Annotated in this window: 17 protein-coding genes, 2 tRNA genes and 1 other annotated feature; of the genes, 18 read left to right on the top strand and 1 reads right to left on the bottom strand. The window is 33.6% G+C overall.

The window, feature by feature from the left end; genetic code table 11:
* Positions 1–59 precede the first annotated feature (59 nt).
* The 7 genes from BMY18_RS05390 to kduD all read left to right on the top strand — a co-directional run bounded on the left by BMY18_RS05390 (position 60) and on the right by kduD (position 7284).
* Entirely contained in the window at positions 60–593 is a 534-nt protein-coding gene (locus tag BMY18_RS05390; protein WP_092451356.1) for a DUF4342 domain-containing protein, read from the top strand.
* 385 nt (positions 594–978) lie between these two features.
* On the top strand, positions 979–1695 hold the full coding sequence (locus BMY18_RS05385; RefSeq protein WP_092451664.1) for a response regulator transcription factor: 717 nt from the start codon (positions 979–981) through the stop codon (positions 1693–1695).
* Between the two features lie 19 nt (positions 1696–1714).
* Positions 1715–3037, top strand: a complete 1323-nt coding sequence (locus BMY18_RS05380) for a sensor histidine kinase (protein ID WP_092451354.1) — start codon at positions 1715–1717, stop codon at positions 3035–3037.
* A 132-nt stretch (positions 3038–3169) separates the two neighbouring features.
* Positions 3170–4036: a CPBP family intramembrane glutamic endopeptidase gene (locus BMY18_RS05375; protein WP_092451352.1), complete on the top strand. Its 867-nt coding sequence runs from the start codon at positions 3170–3172 to the stop codon at positions 4034–4036.
* Between the two features lie 23 nt (positions 4037–4059).
* The gene (glf, locus tag BMY18_RS05370; protein ID WP_092451350.1) at positions 4060–5238 is read left to right on the top strand and encodes a UDP-galactopyranose mutase; all 1179 of its coding nucleotides are present in this window, start codon (positions 4060–4062) and stop codon (positions 5236–5238) included.
* Positions 5235–6254 (top strand): glycosyltransferase family 2 protein, encoded by a 1020-nt coding sequence (locus BMY18_RS05365; protein ID WP_092451348.1) that lies wholly within the window; start codon positions 5235–5237, stop codon positions 6252–6254. Before glf ends, BMY18_RS05365 begins: the two co-directional genes overlap by 4 nt.
* 268 nt (positions 6255–6522) lie before the next feature.
* Positions 6523–7284: a 2-dehydro-3-deoxy-D-gluconate 5-dehydrogenase KduD gene (gene kduD / locus BMY18_RS05360; RefSeq protein WP_092451346.1), complete on the top strand. Its 762-nt coding sequence runs from the start codon at positions 6523–6525 to the stop codon at positions 7282–7284.
* A 632-nt stretch (positions 7285–7916) separates the two neighbouring features.
* Here the strand turns inward: kduD and BMY18_RS05355 are convergent.
* Positions 7917–8402 (bottom strand): phosphatase PAP2 family protein, encoded by a 486-nt coding sequence (locus BMY18_RS05355; RefSeq protein WP_242940967.1) that lies wholly within the window; start codon positions 8400–8402, stop codon positions 7917–7919.
* 353 nt (positions 8403–8755) lie between these two features.
* On the opposite strand from BMY18_RS05355, the gene BMY18_RS05350 reads away from it, so the two are divergent.
* From BMY18_RS05350 to sigH, 11 genes are all read left to right on the top strand, one after another.
* The gene (locus BMY18_RS05350; protein WP_170841306.1) at positions 8756–9445 is read left to right on the top strand and encodes an ATP-binding cassette domain-containing protein; all 690 of its coding nucleotides are present in this window, start codon (positions 8756–8758) and stop codon (positions 9443–9445) included.
* A gap of 7 nt (positions 9446–9452) precedes the next feature.
* Positions 9453–10436 (top strand): hypothetical protein, encoded by a 984-nt coding sequence (locus BMY18_RS05345; protein ID WP_139197216.1) that lies wholly within the window; start codon positions 9453–9455, stop codon positions 10434–10436.
* Positions 10437–10468: 32 nt separating this feature from the next.
* Positions 10469–11881: a WD40/YVTN/BNR-like repeat-containing protein gene (locus tag BMY18_RS05340; protein ID WP_092451337.1), complete on the top strand. Its 1413-nt coding sequence runs from the start codon at positions 10469–10471 to the stop codon at positions 11879–11881.
* A gap of 604 nt (positions 11882–12485) precedes the next feature.
* Positions 12486–12558 (top strand) — tRNA-Val (locus tag BMY18_RS05335).
* 16 nt (positions 12559–12574) lie between these two features.
* A tRNA-Met gene (locus BMY18_RS05330) sits at positions 12575–12648 on the top strand.
* A 110-nt stretch (positions 12649–12758) separates the two neighbouring features.
* Positions 12759–13346, top strand: a complete 588-nt coding sequence (ispF, locus tag BMY18_RS05325; RefSeq protein WP_092451335.1) for a 2-C-methyl-D-erythritol 2,4-cyclodiphosphate synthase — start codon at positions 12759–12761, stop codon at positions 13344–13346.
* A gap of 46 nt (positions 13347–13392) precedes the next feature.
* Positions 13393–13629: a binding site (T-box leader), on the top strand.
* 134 nt (positions 13630–13763) lie between these two features.
* Positions 13764–14450: a serine O-acetyltransferase EpsC gene (epsC, locus tag BMY18_RS05320; protein WP_092451333.1), complete on the top strand. Its 687-nt coding sequence runs from the start codon at positions 13764–13766 to the stop codon at positions 14448–14450.
* Position 14451: 1 nt separating this feature from the next.
* Positions 14452–15858, top strand: coding sequence for a cysteine--tRNA ligase (gene cysS / locus BMY18_RS05315; protein ID WP_092451331.1), 1407 nt, complete (start codon positions 14452–14454; stop codon positions 15856–15858).
* A 152-nt stretch (positions 15859–16010) separates the two neighbouring features.
* Positions 16011–16418: a Mini-ribonuclease 3 gene (locus tag BMY18_RS05310; protein ID WP_092451662.1), complete on the top strand. Its 408-nt coding sequence runs from the start codon at positions 16011–16013 to the stop codon at positions 16416–16418.
* 51 nt (positions 16419–16469) lie between these two features.
* Positions 16470–17219, top strand: a complete 750-nt coding sequence (gene rlmB / locus BMY18_RS05305) for a 23S rRNA (guanosine(2251)-2'-O)-methyltransferase RlmB (protein WP_092451660.1) — start codon at positions 16470–16472, stop codon at positions 17217–17219.
* Between the two features lie 67 nt (positions 17220–17286).
* Entirely contained in the window at positions 17287–17895 is a 609-nt protein-coding gene (gene sigH / locus BMY18_RS05300) for an RNA polymerase sporulation sigma factor SigH (RefSeq protein ID WP_092451329.1), read from the top strand.
* The last annotated feature ends 32 nt before the right edge of the window (positions 17896–17927 follow it).

Here is a 17927-nt window from a genome sequence, read left to right as displayed (position 1 = left end):
CCCATAGTAAACAAACAGTTTTAGATGTAAGAAAATAAGTAAAAAGGATGGGTGTAGATATGGACCAATTTGAAAAGGTAGAGAAGTTAAGAGAGAAAGCGAATGTAAGCTACGAAGAGGCAAAAGAAGCATTGGAGGCCAATGACTGGAATATTCTTGATGCTATGGTGTATTTAGAAAAGGAAGGCAAGGTAAATGGACCAAAAGCTACATCATATACAACGAATGGTGAGGATGATACTAGTACACACAATTCCACATCATACAGTTCTAATGATACTAGTTTTGGGGAAATCATTGGTAAATTCTTCAGTTGGTGTGGAAAAGTAATAAAAAAAGGGAATGAAAACTCTTTTCAAATAGAAAGAAATAATGAAAAGCCAGTGTGTATTCCAGTTACAGTATTTGTGCTGTTTGTAATATTTATATTTTGGGTAACAATTCCGCTGTTAGTAATTGGCTTGTTCTTTGGATTTAAGTATTCGTTTAGAGGTCCTGATGTTGACAGGAAACCAGTAAATGATTTCATGGATAAGGCTTCAGAAACAGCAGAAAATATCAAAGGCGATTTCAAATCAGGTTTAAATAAGTAAAAAATAAATAAAATCATTTAAGTAAAAACTTTACGGTAGGGGTTGGATGAATATTGGTTTAGATTGATTTTTGCGGGAGGTGGTGAGTGAATATTGATTTATAATTATACTTTTCCTTGCCTTTCCTTCAAGCAGCATGTTTTTTATAAGCCTCAGATATGATGAAAAACCTCACTTCGTTCGATTTTCATTTGAGTCTTATAAAAAACATAAGCGCAGCTTTCAGCCGGTCTGCGGGAAAGCATAATTATAAATTAATATTCACGAGTTACTTTTGGAAAAATCAAAACATAAAATAATATTCATGATTTACACGTTTAGGAGAGTTTTGATACTTCAGTTATTTGATTAATTTTGGGCGCTTGGCGGCGGGATGGTGGTTGATATGGAAACTTTGGAGACTAGGATTTTGATAGTAGAGGATGAAGAGAAGATTGCTCGTTTTGTGGAGCTTGAGTTAGAGCATGAGGGCTATGTTGTGGAAAAAGCATCTAATGGTAGAGAAGGGCTTGAAATGGCTCAAAATAGAGAGTTTTCTTTGATGCTACTGGATGTTATGTTGCCTGAACTGAATGGATTGGAGGTTTTGCGCAGGTTGCGTAAGACCTCTAATTTGCCTGTCATTATGCTGACGGCAAGAGATGCAGTCATGGATAAGGTTTCAGGACTTGATTCTGGGGCGGATGATTATATAACAAAACCATTTGCGATAGAAGAACTTCTTGCTAGAATAAGGACAGCTTTGAAAAAACATCAATCCTCAGCAAATCAGTTATCAACTACAACTGCAGTTGATAGTAATTTATTGGAATGCAACAATGTAACTTTGAATGAAACTAGACATCAAGTTAAGGTAAATGATAAAGAAGTTGAATTAACGAACAGAGAATTCACTTTGTTACAGGTACTTTTGGAAAACAAAGATATTGTTCTTTCGAGAGATACACTTCTTGAAAAAGTATGTGGCTATGATTATATGGGCGAAACGAATGTAATAGATGTCTATGTAAGGTATTTGAGAAGTAAAATTGACGATACATTTGGAATTAAACTTATTCATACAATAAGAGGCGTTGGATATATGATTAAAAGTGACGTATAAGTTATAAGGCGGGGTTTTTATGAATAATGAAGGAAAAAGAGTAACATCCACAGCTAGAAAAATTAAATATATGTGGCTTGCAAAGCTATTTTCTGCATTTTTATCCGTTGATATTATGATAGCTTTTGTATTTGTTGGTGCAAGCGTATATTTCACTGAAAAGCAAGGACTTGGAAATTTTAAATTCGATAATTATAGAGCTGTATATAATGAAGGTAATAATACGATATATGAAGCATATAGCAGAGAAGATAGTAATAAAAAGGTGCGACTGTTTATTACTAATGATTTGAAAAGTGTAACATATCAAGTTATAGATAATGAAGGTTTACATGATGTCACTAGTCTAGATATGGTTATTAGCATTTTAAATACAGTTGTAATATGGCTACTGTGTATTCAATTATTTATTCTTATTGGAGATCTTTTTACAAGTGCGAGACAGATTAGAAGGACGCTACAACCTCTTAATGAACTAGCGCAGACGACCAGCAGATTAAGTAATATTTCATTTGATGAGAGTAAAGTACACAGTTTAGAAGATGCAATTGCTAAGATATCCCCAACTGGCCCCAATGGTACGCTAAATACAACCGATGAAGATTTAAAGGGATTAGAAGCGGCAATCAATTGTTTGTTAGAAAGAATGAGAGAATCATACAGGCAGCAGTCAAGATTTGTTTCAGATGCTTCACATGAACTTAGGACTCCTATTGCTGTAATTCAAGGATATGTAAATATGCTTGATAGATGGGGAAAAGAAGATGAAACAATATTAAACGAGTCAATTGAAGCCATTAAAAATGAGTCTGAACAAATGAAGAAACTGGTGGAGCAATTATTATTCCTTGCAAGAGGTGACAGTGGTAGAAACCAGCTTAATTTTGAGACTTTTTCATTAAATGATATGTTGCAGGAAGTATATGAAGAATCATTAATGATAGATGAAAATCATATGTATGAATTTAAGGGTGATAGTGAAGCCTTTGTTTATGCAGATATGTCAATGCTTAAGCAAACGGCCAGAATTCTTGTTGATAATGCAGCAAAATATACACTAGAAAAAGATGTGATTTCACTTCGATGTGGAATTAATAATGAGGGTATATCATATTTTTCTGTTCAAGATAATGGGATTGGAATGAAGGAACTCGATGTGGGTCATGTATTTGAAAGGTTTTATCGATCAGATGTAGCGCGAGATAAGAAAACTGGTGGTACTGGTTTGGGACTTTCTATTGCAAAGTGGATAATAGAAAAACATGAAGGCTATTTTGAAGTCCTTAGCCGTGAAGAAATTGGAACGCGAATTACAGTGGTACTGCCCTTGAAAAACATTTGATTGACGGTCAACAGCGATAGTCGTATAATTACTAAGATATACTTTTGTTATAATCATGGAAATTAATGGGTATAATATAATGGATTATATGGTTAGAATATTTGTATAGAATATAGGGGAAGTAGTGAATATATGCAAAGAGATAGCGTGCTAAAAACGATATGGAGAGTTTTATATCCATATATATTATACTTTATGATTACAGTTGCCATTGAGATTGTTTTAATTATTCCTGATTGTATTAGGATAATTGGAAGTGCTAATTCAACTGACTTTTCACAGATATATGAGGAACTTAATCAACTTATATATGATAAAGCAATGTTTCTAACATTTGTAAGTGGATTGATCACAATCCCAGTATTATATTTATTTTTTTTCCTAGATAAGAAAAAATATGGAGATAGACATATGGTCGTAAGCTATGTATCATTACCATTTCGGTCGTATCTCTATTCTGCATTGCTTGGAATATTTGCATGTCTAGCACTTAATAATCTTATTGATCTAACGGGAGTCGTTAATTATTCACCAATGTATCAAGAAATGGCTAGCAAAATTTTTGGTGGTGATTATTTCATTACATTTTTGACGACAGTATGCATGGCACCTCTTTTAGAAGAACTGTTGTTTCGAGGCTTGATTTATAAAAGGTTAAGGACTTTATGTAAACCTTTTGTAGCAGCTATTATTTCAAGCTTGGCATTTGGAATCACCCATGGAAACTTAGTTCAGTTTGTATACGCATTTTTGGCGGGAATGTTTTTGGCATATGTGTATGAGAAGTATAAGAATATATGGGCTCCAATTATATTCCATGTTTGTGCGAATGCAGTATCTATGCTTGGCACAGACGTAATCGATGGTATTCATTATATCTGGATAAAATTAGCACTGTTAGTTTTAGAGACTGCAGTACTATTTGTTATATATAAGATGATTGATTACAAGGTTGATCGAAAGATCAAACCTATAATCAGCGAATTACAAGTCCTTTGAAGAGGACAGACAGGAGTTATAAAGTGTACGATAGTATAATCATAGGGGCTGGATGTGCAGGAGCGACTGTTGCTCGAAAATTAGCAGAAGACGGCGGACAAAAGGTACTGGTTTTAGAAAAGAGAAATCATATTGCTGGTAATTGTTATGATGCATTAGATGAATATGGGATTTTAGTACATGTATATGGACCACATATTTTCCATACAAATGACAAAATAGTGAATGATTACTTATCAAGATTTACAAAGTGGTATGATTATCAGCATGAAGTGGTTGCCGATGTATACGGGAAATTAATTCCTGTGCCATTTAATCTGAATACTTTAAAGTTGGTATACAGCGAAGAAAAGGCCGCTGAGCTCACCACCAAGCTGATTAATAAGTACGGTATGGAAACGAAGGTTCCAATATTAGAATTAATGAATAGTGATGATGAGGATATCAATGGAATTGCATATTACGTATATAATAGTATCTTTCTTCGATATACAATGAAGCAATGGGGACAAAAGCCAGAGGATATTGATCCAACAGTAACTGGAAGGGTTCCAGTATTTATTTCATATGATAATAGATATTTCCAAGATAAATATCAAGGAATGCCTCTTGACGGTTATACCTCAATGTTTGAAAATATGCTAAATCATAAGAATATCACTGTACAACTTGGCACTGATGCTAAGAAGTGCATGGAATTTAAGGATGGTAAAATATATTACCAAGGAGAAGAATTCCAAGGGAATGTAATTTTTACTGGTCAAGTAGATAATTTATTTGATAATGAATATGGCATGCTTCCATATAGGACGCTTGATTTTGAGTTTGAAAATTTCAAGGAGAAAAGTTATCAGGGCAGAGCGCTTGTTAACTATACAGTCGACCAGGATTACACTAGAATCACTGAATTTAAGTATTTAACGAACCAGAAGAATGATGAAAGTACTACTATTGTAAAGGAATTTCCAAAAGCTTACACAGGGGATACAAGTGAAACACCATATTATGCAATTATAAATAATGATAATATAGCGAAGTATAATAAGTATAAAAAGAAAGCCGAAGAATTTGGCAATCTAGTTCTTTTAGGACGTTTGGCCGAGTACAAATATTATAACATTGATGCAATCGTCGGTAAATCTTTAGAGGTTGCAACGGGCCTTATGTCAAATCAGATTTTTGGGAGGATATATAATAAATGAAAATTTTATCAGTAGCGATACCTTGCTATAATTCAGCTGCATATATGAAAAAATGCATCGAATCAGCACTCTTAGGTGGAGAAGATGTAGAGATTATTATTGTGAATGATGGTTCAACAAAAGATAACACAGCCCAGATCGCTGATGAGTATGCTGCAAAATTTCCATCCATAATTAAAGCAGTTCATCAAGAAAATGGTGGACATGGACAAGCTGTTAATACGGGTATTGCAAATGCAACGGGATTGTTTTTTAAAGTGGTGGATAGTGATGATTGGTTGGATGAAGACAGTTACAAGAAGATTCTTGAAACACTTAAAATGCTTAGTAAAGAAGACAAGAATCTCGATATGCTGATTGCCAATTATGTATATGAAAAAGTTGGCGTTAGACGTAAGAGAGTGATGAGTTACAGAAATGCAATGCCTGTTGAGAAGATGTTTTCTTGGCAAGATATTAGACACTTTAAGGTTGATCAGTATATATTAATGCATTCTGTTGTGTATAGAACTGAATTGCTTAGAGAATGTAAGCTGAATTTGCCGAAACATACGTTTTATGTTGATAATATATTTGTATTTGAGCCACTTCCATTTGTTAAGGATATGTACTATGTTGATGTTAATTTCTACAGATATTTTATTGGAAGAGATGACCAGTCGGTTAATGAAAAGGTAATGATTCAAAGAATTGACCAACAGATTAGAGTCAATAAGATTATGGTTGATTTATTTGATTTTGATGCAGTTAAGGACAAGAAATGCAGACATTACATGATTAACTATTTGAAAATAATGATGGAAGTATCTTCGATTATGCTTATATTATCTGATACAGAAGAGGCATTCGAAAAGAAGAAAGAATTATGGAGATTTGTTAAGGCTGCTAATGTGAAGCTTTATAGGAAACTAAGATATTCATTCCTTGGAAATTCTGTAAATCTTCCAGGAAGAAGCGGACGTAAGGTTTCAAAAATGGGATACAAAATTGTTAATAAGTTTATTGGATTTAACTAGGTAATACTAGATTTTTAAATACAAAGTTTATTAAAATTGGGATTGTGGAAAATGTATCTTATTTTTCACAATCCTAATTTCAGGACATAGCCAAGTGGCAAGCAGAAGTTAAGCATTCTTATTTATTACAATATTTGCGCCTAATGCACATACTTGATATATACATTGTCTCGCAGAGCGGGCCATTAAAAGATGCGCAAAAGTGAAGATAAGGATGAAAGATTTTTGCATGTAGAACAACCTTGACATGAACAGAAATGGAGAAAATATGATATTAGATATGTTTAAGTTAGATGGTAAAGTTGCAGTTGTTACAGGTGCTAATACAGGACTTGGACAAGGCATGGCAGTAGCATTAGCACAGGCTGGTGCGAAAGTTGTTGGCGTTGCTAGAAGAAGTTGTGATGATACGAAAAAAATAATTAATGGATTTGGTGGAGAATTTGCTGAGGTTATAGCTGATTTATCATCAACTGAAGTAATCCCGAGCATATTGGAAGGGTCTGTTAAAGCATTTGGAAGAGTTGATATTCTTGTAAATAATGCAGGCCTTATTAGAAGATGCGATGCCATAGATTATTCAGAAAGTGACTGGGACGATGTAGTAACAGTTAATCAAAAGGTTGTCTTCTTCCTCAGCCAAGCATTTGCAAAACAATATATGAAACAAAATAGTGGTGGTAAGATAATCGGCGTTGCTTCAATGCTCTCCTATCAGGGTGGAGTCAGAGTTCCTGCTTATACAGCAAGCAAGAGTGCGCTTATGGGCCTTACAAGAGCACTTGCTAACGAATGGGCAAAGCATAATATCAATGTTAACGCAATTGCACCAGGATATATGGTAACGAACAATACTGCTCAAATTCGCGATGATGAAGAAAGAAATTCTGCAATTCTAGAAAGAATACCTGCCGCAAGATGGGGAACTCCAGAAGATATGCAAGGTACGATTGTATGGCTTGCATCAGATGCCTCAAATTATGTTAACGGTTTTACCGTTGCAGTAGACGGCGGCTGGCTCGCCCGGTAAGGGAGATTTTTTGGAAATTGCGGGTGATAAAGGTGGTGAGTGAAGATTCATTTATGATTATTCATTTTGACTTGCCTTTCCTTCAAACAGCAGAAAGCGCTGTTTTCAGCCGGTCTGCGTAAAAATAAATAATCATAAATGAATCTTCACTGGCTACGTTTAGCACCAAATTCCGAAAAAATACTCCAGCGCTGTAAAAAAACTTTAAGTTATTCATAACGTAAAAGTGGCGGTAGCACAACTAACATAAATCGTTAGTTGTGCTACCGCCACTTTTTACGCCAATAACGCTCGACATATTTTCATACATACACAGACCAAAATATTGGCAGTGGCATCTTTTCGCCACCCCAATATTTGAATAGGCAACCACGCAAACGTAAATCAACCTAAAATTATTCATTTGCGTTTGCTGTATATCTTGAAGAATGTGATAAGTTACTTTTGGATTCATTTTATGCGTTAAGAGCCAAAGTTCTACTGTCTGACGAACGAAGTGAGGAGTTTAGAACTTTGGATCTTGCTTTTAGCATAAAATGAATCCATTAGTAACTTACATATTCTTCAACTAGGAAGTAAACGCAAATGAATAATTTTAGGTTGTCTACACCTTCCCGTATTGCACCTGCGCCCTATTCCAATATTTCCTTATTCCTTTTTGCTTTCGCAAATAGCTTGTTATAATCTAAAACATAAATTCCTACGTATAACACTATCATTAAAACAATTGCACCTGCTACATCTATTAATGAGTGTTGTTTTATAAAAACTGTTGATAAGCATATTAAAATGCATATTACGAGTGAACAGTTCTTTACCCATTTATAGTTCTCTAAGACTTTTAATTTTGATATTGAAACATGAATTGCTAATGAATTATATACATGTACACTTGGAAATACATTAGTAGGTGTATCAGATAAATATATGAAGGAAACTAGTGTTGAAAATATATTGTGTCTTGGAAATTCAACTGGTCTTAAGTTGAGACCGCTAGGATATATCATACAGATAGTCATACATAATGACATACCAATTACTAATGAGAGCGCTAACTTTTTAAATTCTGAATCAGAACCTTTATATAAAACAAACAAGCAAGCAAATACTATATACAAAAACCACGACATATAAGGTATAATAAAATACTCATTAAACGGGATTAAATCATCTAATGAACAATGTATGATATGAATTATAGGTAAACCAGGAATAATAGTGTTTTCTATATAACAAAACCAAGGCAAATATATGAGTACATACATTAGAAAGCAGAGGCGCCAATTCTTCTTAAGAAAATTCTTCAAAGTAATCAACCTTTCTTTTGGGACAATAATAAAATAACTATTGCATTATAGCATTGAATAGAAGCCAATGCAACCATATTTATATTTACAAAAAGTAATCAAATGTACTATAATATTAATATATACATAATCACTTTCAATTTAATATAATGAGGAGAAAAAGTGTGTTAAACATAAGAAAATTAAATAAGATAATTAATAAGAGGAAAATATTATCAGATATATCTTTGGAGTTTAATGAAGGTCAGATATACCCTATTATTGGAAAAAACGGATCTGGTAAGACGACATTGTTTCAATGTATTTCTGGTGATTTAAAGTACGAAAGCGGAGATATTACAATCAAAGAAGGTTGCAAAACGATGCTAGCACATAAGCATGGATTATTGCCGGTTAATTTAACAGGGTACCAGTTTATGCAATTTATATGTGAAAATGCAGAACAAAAAGTTGAATCGATAGATGCGTTGATTGATGAAACTTTTAAAACTGTAAAGATCGACGAAGAGACTAGACAAACATTAATAAAAGAATATGATTTTATCAGTAAGAAAAAACTCCAATTAGCTCAGTTTCTAGTACAGAAACCATACGTTATAATGTTTGATGAGCCATTTGATTATCGTGATGAAACATACATGAAAGAATTCTTGAAAGTACTTATTTCGTGTAAAGAGGATCATATTATATTGGTATCAACGGGCTTACTTGATATTGCTAAAATGATGTCAAAAGATCTGATTATACTTGATGCAGGAAAGAGTAATGTTTTTAGCAAAGAAAATTTAAGGAAAAAAGCAAATAAAAAGGCTGTACTTGAATTAATGGAGGATGATGATGGAGAATTGCATTAAGAGGCGTATGAATAGCATTCAAAATAGCACTCAAAATAGCATTCAAACTAAAACTCAAAATAGCACTCAAATTAGAATTGAGAATTGTCTGAATGCAATAAAAAATAGCCTGAAAAACAGCATTAATTTCATTAAAAGTGGCATATGTATTTGCGCTAAGAATTGTATTAAGGGTTGCAAGAATTTATTTCAAGAGAAGATATTAAAATTTTGCGAAGGTGCTAATTTTGTAATCTACATACTAAAAAGAATCCCAAAAGTCCGTAATAAAGTGAATGATGATTTGTTTGATAAAAAGAAAATAAAACAAAGAACTAAATTTGGTGTTTTTGCACTTATATGCACATTAATACTGGAATTTTTGAAGAAGTTAGTTTATGCAGTTATTTTTGTGTATATTCCTTATAAATTAATAGGCAAAGTGGTTATCAATGTATTAAATAATCAAGAGTTATCAATAATTTATTTTTTCATAATAATGACTACATTTTGCGGAAGTATTACAAATAATACTATGTTTACAATGTCAGATAGAGATTACATCATGTTAAGAGTGATTTTGGTGAAATCTAATATTCATTATTTTGGTAGAATATTTTATAAGATGATTACGGAGCTAGTGTATTTTACAATTATTTTATTGATTCTAGGTGTTAGTTTTAAATATAGTATTGCAGTTAGCTTTTTCACAATGGCGATGAGGCCCTTAGGTGAATTTATTAGTCTATTGATTTATAACAATTCGGGAAAGATACATGATATGAGAGCCTCTATCAACGGTCTGATTATGGCAGGAGCTTTTATAACTGCATATGTGTTACCTTATGAGTATAGAACGATATCTAATACTTGGTACAAAGTCTCTAATCCATACTTCTTAATTGGTATATTAGTGATTAGTATAGCAACCATGTGGCTTTTATGGACCTATAAAAAATATGAGAAAGTTGCTCAAGATGCTGTATATGTTAGAAGAGAAGATAAATTATAATATATCTTTTCAAGCAAGAGGAAGGAGCCAATATGAAAGATTACATTAAAATCAAGAGAATCATATTCGGAGTTTTGATATTGGCAGCCTTTTTATTAGTTGTGTTCTTACTTTTTTACACCCAATATTACAAGGAGAAACAAGACTCCATTGTATTAAACACACAGTATACATTTAGTGTACGCATTGATAGCGATGGTAATGTGATTAAGGATGATCAAAGTATTGACAACAGCAATGAGTCTGCGAAAAATATAGAATTTGGCAATGTTGGTATTGAACAAATCGCTCAAATATGGATTGAACAATTTACAAATCAATTTGAACAGAAATATCTTTCAATGTCAAAATCAATAACCGGTGTTGATATATCAAAAGTTCAAGTGCTTAGTTCAGATGAAAATAATGTACTAATAGCATTTAGTTGTGAACCTAGGAGTAATGTTACTGATTATTTTTCTTCATGGGATGGATATATGAATGAAGGAAAATTGGTATGTGAATGGGTTATACAGTTTCAAGTCGAAGATTTATTTGATAATACTGCAAGGATTTTTGCAAAATCAATTCAATTGCCACAGGCTTATGGATTGACAACATCAACATTTCAATCAACAGTTGCAGAAAAACAAACAAAATCCAGTGCATCTGATAGTCAGAATGCTTCCGGAAGTAATTTGTATAAGTATGAAATCAAGGACCAAAAGCTAGAAGTTACATTTAATGGTGGTGAAAAATGGAGTGCGGTACCGGTTGATATAAGTAATTTGACTACTAATAGTAGTGATAAAACAACTTTGCCTGATGGAAGCTATCAAGTAGGCTTAGAAAAATCAGCTTTTTTATATGGTGGGAATACTGTTTCAGGGAAGGCGGTTCCACTTACTATAATTTACACTAATGATAAGGGTGCGAACTGGACTAGTGCTATGATTTCAGATATTACAGGCGTCAACTTTTATTATGTTGATTTTATTAATGAAAAAGAAGGATTTGTTGTAGTCGCATATAATAAAAAAGATAATGAAGAAACTACTATGATAATGAAAACTACTGATAGCGGGGAATCTTGGACTAAAGTAGGAAGTGGACAGATAAATAATATTGTTAGTGGTGTAAGTTTTATAGATAGTAAGATTGGATATATTGGATATGAATATTTGACCGGTATGGAAAGTAATCTTTATAGAACGACGGATGGTGGTGTTACCTTTACACCAGTGATTTTAGGCAGTCAGCCGTTTGAGGATGCGAATACAAAATTAATATGGAATTCAATTTACAAAGATATTCAGGTTCCAACAATTAATGATGAAGGTATTCTTACACTTATAGTGACGCAAGGAAGCGGTGGAGATTATAATGGTGGTGACACAGTCGCAAAGTATCAATCTTCTGATAGTGGGAGCACTTGGAAGTTTATTGGGGAGGGCGTTGGGGAGTGAGTACGGGCGTGAATATGAATTCATAACGATTCATTTTGCTTGCCTTTCCTTCAAGCAGCATGTTTTTTTGCAAGCCTCAGGGATGATGAAAAGACTCACTTACGGGCGTGAATATGAATTTATAACGATTCATTTTGCTTGCCTTTCCTTCAAGCAGCATGTTTTTTTGCAAGCCTCAGGGATGATAAAAAGACTCACTTCGTTCGTTTTTTTATCTGAGTCTTGAAAAAAACATGGGCGCTGCTTTCAGCCGGTCTGCGCAAACTGAATCATTATGAATTCATATTCACTTGATACTCATGGGGGCGCCAAAAGCCAAAAGCCAAAAGCCAAAAGCCAAAAGCCAAAAGCCAAAAGCCAAAAGCTAAAAGTTAAAAGCTAAAAGCTAAAAGCTAAAAGCTAAAAGCTAAAAGCTAAAAGCTAAAAGATAAAAGATGTGAATTATGTGGTATGAGTATATAAATACAAGGGGTTTATAGGGATTTACAAGATAAAACAAGATAAAAAGAGATAAATATTAAAATAAAAGCTAAAAGGTATTGACAAAAAAGAGGACTTTATAATATAATAGCAAAGCGAGTTCGTCGCTGACGAGCTTATATATGGGATCATAGCTCAGCTGGGAGAGCATCTGCCTTACAAGCAGAGGGTCATAGGTTCGAACCCTATTGGTCCCATATCTTTAAGAAAAATGGCGAGATAGCTCAGTTGGCTAGAGCACATGGTTCATACCCATGGTGTCGGGGGTTCGAATCCCTTTCTCGCTACTAACCAATGCGTTATAAGGACTTAAGAGTTTGCTCTTAGGTCCTTATTGTTTTACAAGTGATATGTAATGATATTTTAAGTGCTACAGCAGTGGCAGATTGGAGAATTTATGCGAGTTGGTATGGGATATGATGTTCATAGGTTAGTTGAAGGTAGAAAACTTGTTATGGGTGGTGTGGAGATACCTTATGAAAAAGGGCTTCTAGGACATTCAGATGCAGATGTAATCTTACATGCTATTATAGATGCTTTATTAGGCGCAGCAGCGTTAGGGGATATTGGGAAACACTTCCCGGATAATGATGACAGATACAAAGGTATCTCTAGTATCGAGTTATTAAAGCAAGTTGGAAAACTAATAGATAGTAATAATTATATTATTGAGAATATTGATGGAACTATTGTTGCTCAGGAGCCTAAGATGAGTCCTTATATTGATGATATGAGAAAAAATATTGCAGATGCATTAGGATTGGATATTAATCAAGTAAATGTTAAGGCAACTACTGAAGAAGGTCTAGGTTTTACAGGCACTTGTGAAGGGATTTCTTCACAAGCAATTGCAAGTATATCTCCAATATTTAATTATGTATATGACAATTCTACAGATGTGTTAAACCCTACTAGTAAATTAGAGTCTACTGATGTGAAAGACTGTGACAAATGCACAGGGTGTTCAGGATGTCAGAAAAAATAGACTATTGACAAATAAATTCAAGTTGCATAAACTAAACTATATATATTAAAATGCGTTGAACGAATAAAGTAATATTTGGAAAGATAACAGAGATAAACTGACCTAGGCTGAAATCAGTTTTTATCTGGACATTTATGAAGTGCATTCGGGAGCATATTTGGTGAAATAACATCTGAATTAGAAGTGTGTAAGTATCCAAGTACGTGTGATTACGTTAAGAATCATTGAGTAGAGGCACATTGTCTCTTATTAGAGTGGAACAACGGATTACTTCGTCTCTTATATTGGGATGGGTAATTTTTTTTACGCGAAGTAATGAGGAAGGTAATAGCAAAACAAGGCTTCGCGTATATTGGATCAAGTCTATACAGACAGTGAACGGAGCGAGTCTTCGTCTAATATAGAAAGGAGACTATTATGGGATTTGTTAATTATGTAAAGAAAGAAATTGCAATAATCAAAGATCGTGACCCAGCAATTAAGTCTAGTATGGAAGTATTTTTGTATCCAAGTTTTAAAGCAATTATGAGATATAGATTTGCACATAAGTTATATATAAATGGGCATTATTTCTGGGCCAGATTCATGTCACAAAGAACAGTAAGAAAAACAGGAATAGAAATTCACCCGGGTGCTCAGATTGGCGAAGGACTATTTATTGACCATGGTTATGGTGTAGTAATTGGAGAGACGGCAATTATAGGAGATAATGTTACACTGTATCAGGGGGTCACACTTGGTGGTACCGGTAAAGAACATGGGAAGAGACATCCTACAGTGGGTAACAATGTTATGATTGGCGCAGGCGCTAAAATATTAGGATCGTTTACAATTGGAGATAATTCAAAAATCGGAGCAGGTTCGGTTGTACTCGAGAATGTGCCACCGAATTCAACTGTAGTTGGGGTACCTGGTAGAATTGTTAAGCAGAATATACAAGGTAAAAATGGAGTGAAGATCGATTGTAATAATAAGAATGATCTTGATCAAATTCATTTTCCAGATCCAATTGTAGATGAGATAGCATCCATAAAAAGACAGAATATTGTACTAAAGAGTCAAATAGAAGAGATATTTAAAATGATTGAGGAAGGAAAAAAGTAAAATGAAAATATATAATACACTTACAAGAAAAAAAGAAGAATTTGTGCCATTGGAACCTGGAAAGGTTAAGATGTATGTATGTGGACCAACAGTATATAATCTTATTCATATTGGAAATGCACGAGCAATGATTTGTTTTGACACTGTTCGAAGATATATGGAGTACAAAGGATATGATGTTAATTTCGTATCGAATTTTACAGATATAGATGATAAAATAATCAAGAAAGCAATTGAAGAAGGCGTAGATGCTTCTGTTATTTCGCAAAGATATATTGCAGAATGCAAAAAAGATATGGAAAGCTTAAATGTTTTGCCAGCAACAAAACATCCCCTTGCCACAGAAGAAATATGTGGTATGCTTGATATGATAGGCAAGTTGATTGAAAAAGGATATGCGTATAATGTAAATGGTACTGTATACTTTAGAACTAACAAATTTGAAGATTATGGTAAGTTGTCAAAGAAAAATTTGGATGATTTACAGGCAGGACATAGGGATATCAAAGTAGCAGGGGAGTCAGAGAAGGAAGATCCAATGGATTTTGTTCTTTGGAAACCAAAGAAGGATAATGAACCATTCTGGATATCACCATGGAGTGATGGACGTCCAGGATGGCATATTGAATGTTCTGTGATGGCAAAGAAGTATCTTGGTGATAAAATTGATATTCATGCAGGCGGAGAAGATCTTGTTTTTCCTCATCATGAAAATGAAATTGCACAAAGTGAAGCAGCCAACGGAGTTCATTTTGCAAAATATTGGATGCATAATGCATTTCTTAATATTGATAACAGGAAGATGTCAAAGTCTCTTGGTAATTTTTTTACTGTTAGAGACATTTCAGAAGAATATGACCTTCAGGTGTTAAGATTTTTCATGTTAAGTGCACATTATAGAACTCCAATTAATTTTAGTAGAGATTTAATGGAAGCATCTAAGAATGGTCTGGATAGAATAATCACTTCTGTTGTAAATTTAAAACATTTAGTGGAAACATCAAGTGTTGATAATATTTTAGATAATGAAAAAGCAAAAATTGATGCTGCGAAAGAATATTTTGATAAGTTTGAAGCAGCGATGGATGATGACTTTAATACAGCAGATGCTATATCAGCGATATTTGAATTAGTGAAATATGCAAATTCGAATAGTACAGGTGATAATAGCAAACAATATTTAAATGTTCTGATTAGTGATATTATTAAGTTGAGTAGTGTATTAGGACTTATCATAGTAAAAGAAGTGGAAATATTAGATACAGATATAGATAATTTGATTGCTGAAAGACAACAAGCAAGAAAAGATAAGAATTTTGCAAGAGGCGATGAAATCAGAGATTTGTTAATTAGCAAAGGTATTACTTTAGAGGATACTAGAGAAGGCGTAAGATGGAAGAGAAGCTAGACGATATACTTGAAAAGAAGATAGAAAATATGGTTGAAAAAATGCTGGATAACATACTTGAAGAAGATCTAGATAATATTTCGGAAGATGAGTTATATAATATTCCAGAAGACGAGTTAGATAATAAAAATGGACAAGATTTTATTTCAGCTATGAAAAATGGTCTTGGACTTAAGGAAGTGAATATATTAACATATTCACCTCTTACTTTGGCGTATATCGGTGATGATGCCTATGACTTAGTAATAAGGACATTTCTTGTTAATCAGGGTAATATGCAAGTGAATAAGATTAATAAGAGGGCAAATTCAATTGTTAAGGCTGAAACGCAATCGAAGATGGTGCGAGTGATTGAACCAATATTATCAGATGAAGAACGGGCAGTATATAAGCGTGGACGTAATGCAAAGTCAGCTTCAACTGCAAAGAACGCTTCAGTGAATGACTATAGACGAGCAACTGGTTTTGAAGCACTGATAGGATATCTATATTTGCTTGGTAGATATGAGCGAATGATAGAATTAATTAAAATAAGTTTAGAAGACATTGGAGAACTATAGAGATACTATAGTGAATGGGACCTGCAAAGCAGGCAGAATAGGATGGAAAATATGAGATACCAAGAATTTACAATTGAGGGAAGAAACCCAGTACTAGAGGCTTTTCGTGCAGGAAAAACAATCGACAAATTATTTATACTTGACGGATGTGACGATGGACCTGTTAAATCAATTACTAGAGAAGCAAAAAAATATGATACTATCATTAATTATGTAGATAAAGAACGTCTTGATAATATGTCAGAGACAGGAAAACATCAGGGTGTTATCGCTTATGCAGCAGCTTATGAATATGCTGAAGTAGAAGATATTTTAAATATTGCTAAAGAAAAGGGTGAAGATCCATTTATATTTATACTTGATGGCATTGAGGATCCACATAATCTTGGCGCAATTATTAGATCTGCTAATCTTGCAGGTGCTCATGGAGTTATTATTCCTAAGAGACGTGCAGCAGGGCTTACATCTACAGTTGTTAAGGCTTCAGCAGGCGCTATTAATTATACACCAGTAGCAAAAGTTACGAATATTACAAGAACAATAGAAGAATTAAAAGAAAAAGGTATCTGGTTTATGTGTGCGGATATGGCTGGAGAAGTTATGTACAAGCAAAATCTTACTGGACCAATTGGCCTTGTAATTGGTAGTGAAGGAGAAGGCGTAAGCCGTCTTGTCAAAGAAAAGTGTGATTTTATATCTTCAATTCCTATGAAGGGTGATATCGATTCACTAAATGCTTCCGTTGCAGCAGGTGTTATGGCTTTTGAAATCGTTAGACAAAGATTGAATAAGCAAATATAGCATAAATAGAACAAACCATAAGTAAAATAGAATATATATGTAAATCAATTATCCAGAGGGCTGACAAGTGAGAACCTATGAAGATTACAGTGATGAAGAATTAATTGAATTGTACAAAGAAGGAAATGAGATAGCAATAGATTACCTTTTTAACAAATACAAGAATTTGGTCCGTAAAAAGGCCAAAGCTATGTTTATTGTGGGTGGTGATAACGACGACTTGATTCAAGAGGGTATGATTGGACTTTACAAAGCAATTAGAGATTATAATGAATTAAAAGATGCATCATTTAGAACGTTTGCAAGTATGTGTATAAACCGTCAGATGTGTACAGCCGTTACCACCTCGAACAGAAAGAAACATTCACCACTGAATGGATATATATCACTTGATATGCCAGTCCAATCAGAGAAGGCAGAAGAAAGTACAAAACTTTCGGATATGCTTTATTCTGCCGTGGAACAGAACCCAGAAGAAATATTTATTGATAAAGAAAGTACCGATTTTATAGAAAGTAAAATCGGGAATTCTTTGAGTTCATACGAGAAAAAAGTCCTTTTATTACAAATGGAAGGGTTAGATTATATCAAAATTGCTAACAAATTGGGTAAAACCCCAAAATCGGTAGATAATGCACTTCAAAGAATTAGGAATAAATTGAGCGAAATTGTATAATATCTCACTTGACAAAAAGGGGTTAATATAAT

Source organism: [Clostridium] fimetarium (genome assembly GCF_900111235.1).
GTDB lineage: Bacteria > Bacillota > Clostridia > Lachnospirales > Lachnospiraceae > Clostridium_N > Clostridium_N fimetarium.
Note: the sequence above shows the minus strand (reverse complement) of the source record. Positions and strands in the feature narration are given on the sequence as shown.

Bases quoted from the DNA above. Each gene is read 5' to 3' on its own strand.
- BMY18_RS05390 (WP_092451356.1), top strand. From the start codon at position 60: ATGGACCAATTTGAAAAGGTAGAGAAGTTAAGAGAGAAAGCGAATGTA.
- BMY18_RS05385 (WP_092451664.1), top strand. From the start codon at position 979: ATGGAAACTTTGGAGACTAGGATTTTGATAGTAGAGGATGAAGAGAAG.
- BMY18_RS05380 (WP_092451354.1), top strand. From the start codon at position 1,715: ATGAATAATGAAGGAAAAAGAGTAACATCCACAGCTAGAAAAATTAAA.
- BMY18_RS05375 (WP_092451352.1), top strand. From the start codon at position 3,170: ATGCAAAGAGATAGCGTGCTAAAAACGATATGGAGAGTTTTATATCCA.
- BMY18_RS05365 (WP_092451348.1), top strand. From the start codon at position 5,235: ATGAAAATTTTATCAGTAGCGATACCTTGCTATAATTCAGCTGCATAT.
- kduD (WP_092451346.1), top strand. From the start codon at position 6,523: ATGATATTAGATATGTTTAAGTTAGATGGTAAAGTTGCAGTTGTTACA.
- BMY18_RS05345 (WP_139197216.1), top strand. From the start codon at position 9,453: ATGAATAGCATTCAAAATAGCACTCAAAATAGCATTCAAACTAAAACT.
- BMY18_RS05340 (WP_092451337.1), top strand. From the start codon at position 10,469: ATGAAAGATTACATTAAAATCAAGAGAATCATATTCGGAGTTTTGATA.
- ispF (WP_092451335.1), top strand. From the start codon at position 12,759: ATGCGAGTTGGTATGGGATATGATGTTCATAGGTTAGTTGAAGGTAGA.
- epsC (WP_092451333.1), top strand. From the start codon at position 13,764: ATGGGATTTGTTAATTATGTAAAGAAAGAAATTGCAATAATCAAAGAT.
- cysS (WP_092451331.1), top strand. From the start codon at position 14,452: ATGAAAATATATAATACACTTACAAGAAAAAAAGAAGAATTTGTGCCA.
- BMY18_RS05310 (WP_092451662.1), top strand. From the start codon at position 16,011: ATGAAAAATGGTCTTGGACTTAAGGAAGTGAATATATTAACATATTCA.
- rlmB (WP_092451660.1), top strand. From the start codon at position 16,470: ATGAGATACCAAGAATTTACAATTGAGGGAAGAAACCCAGTACTAGAG.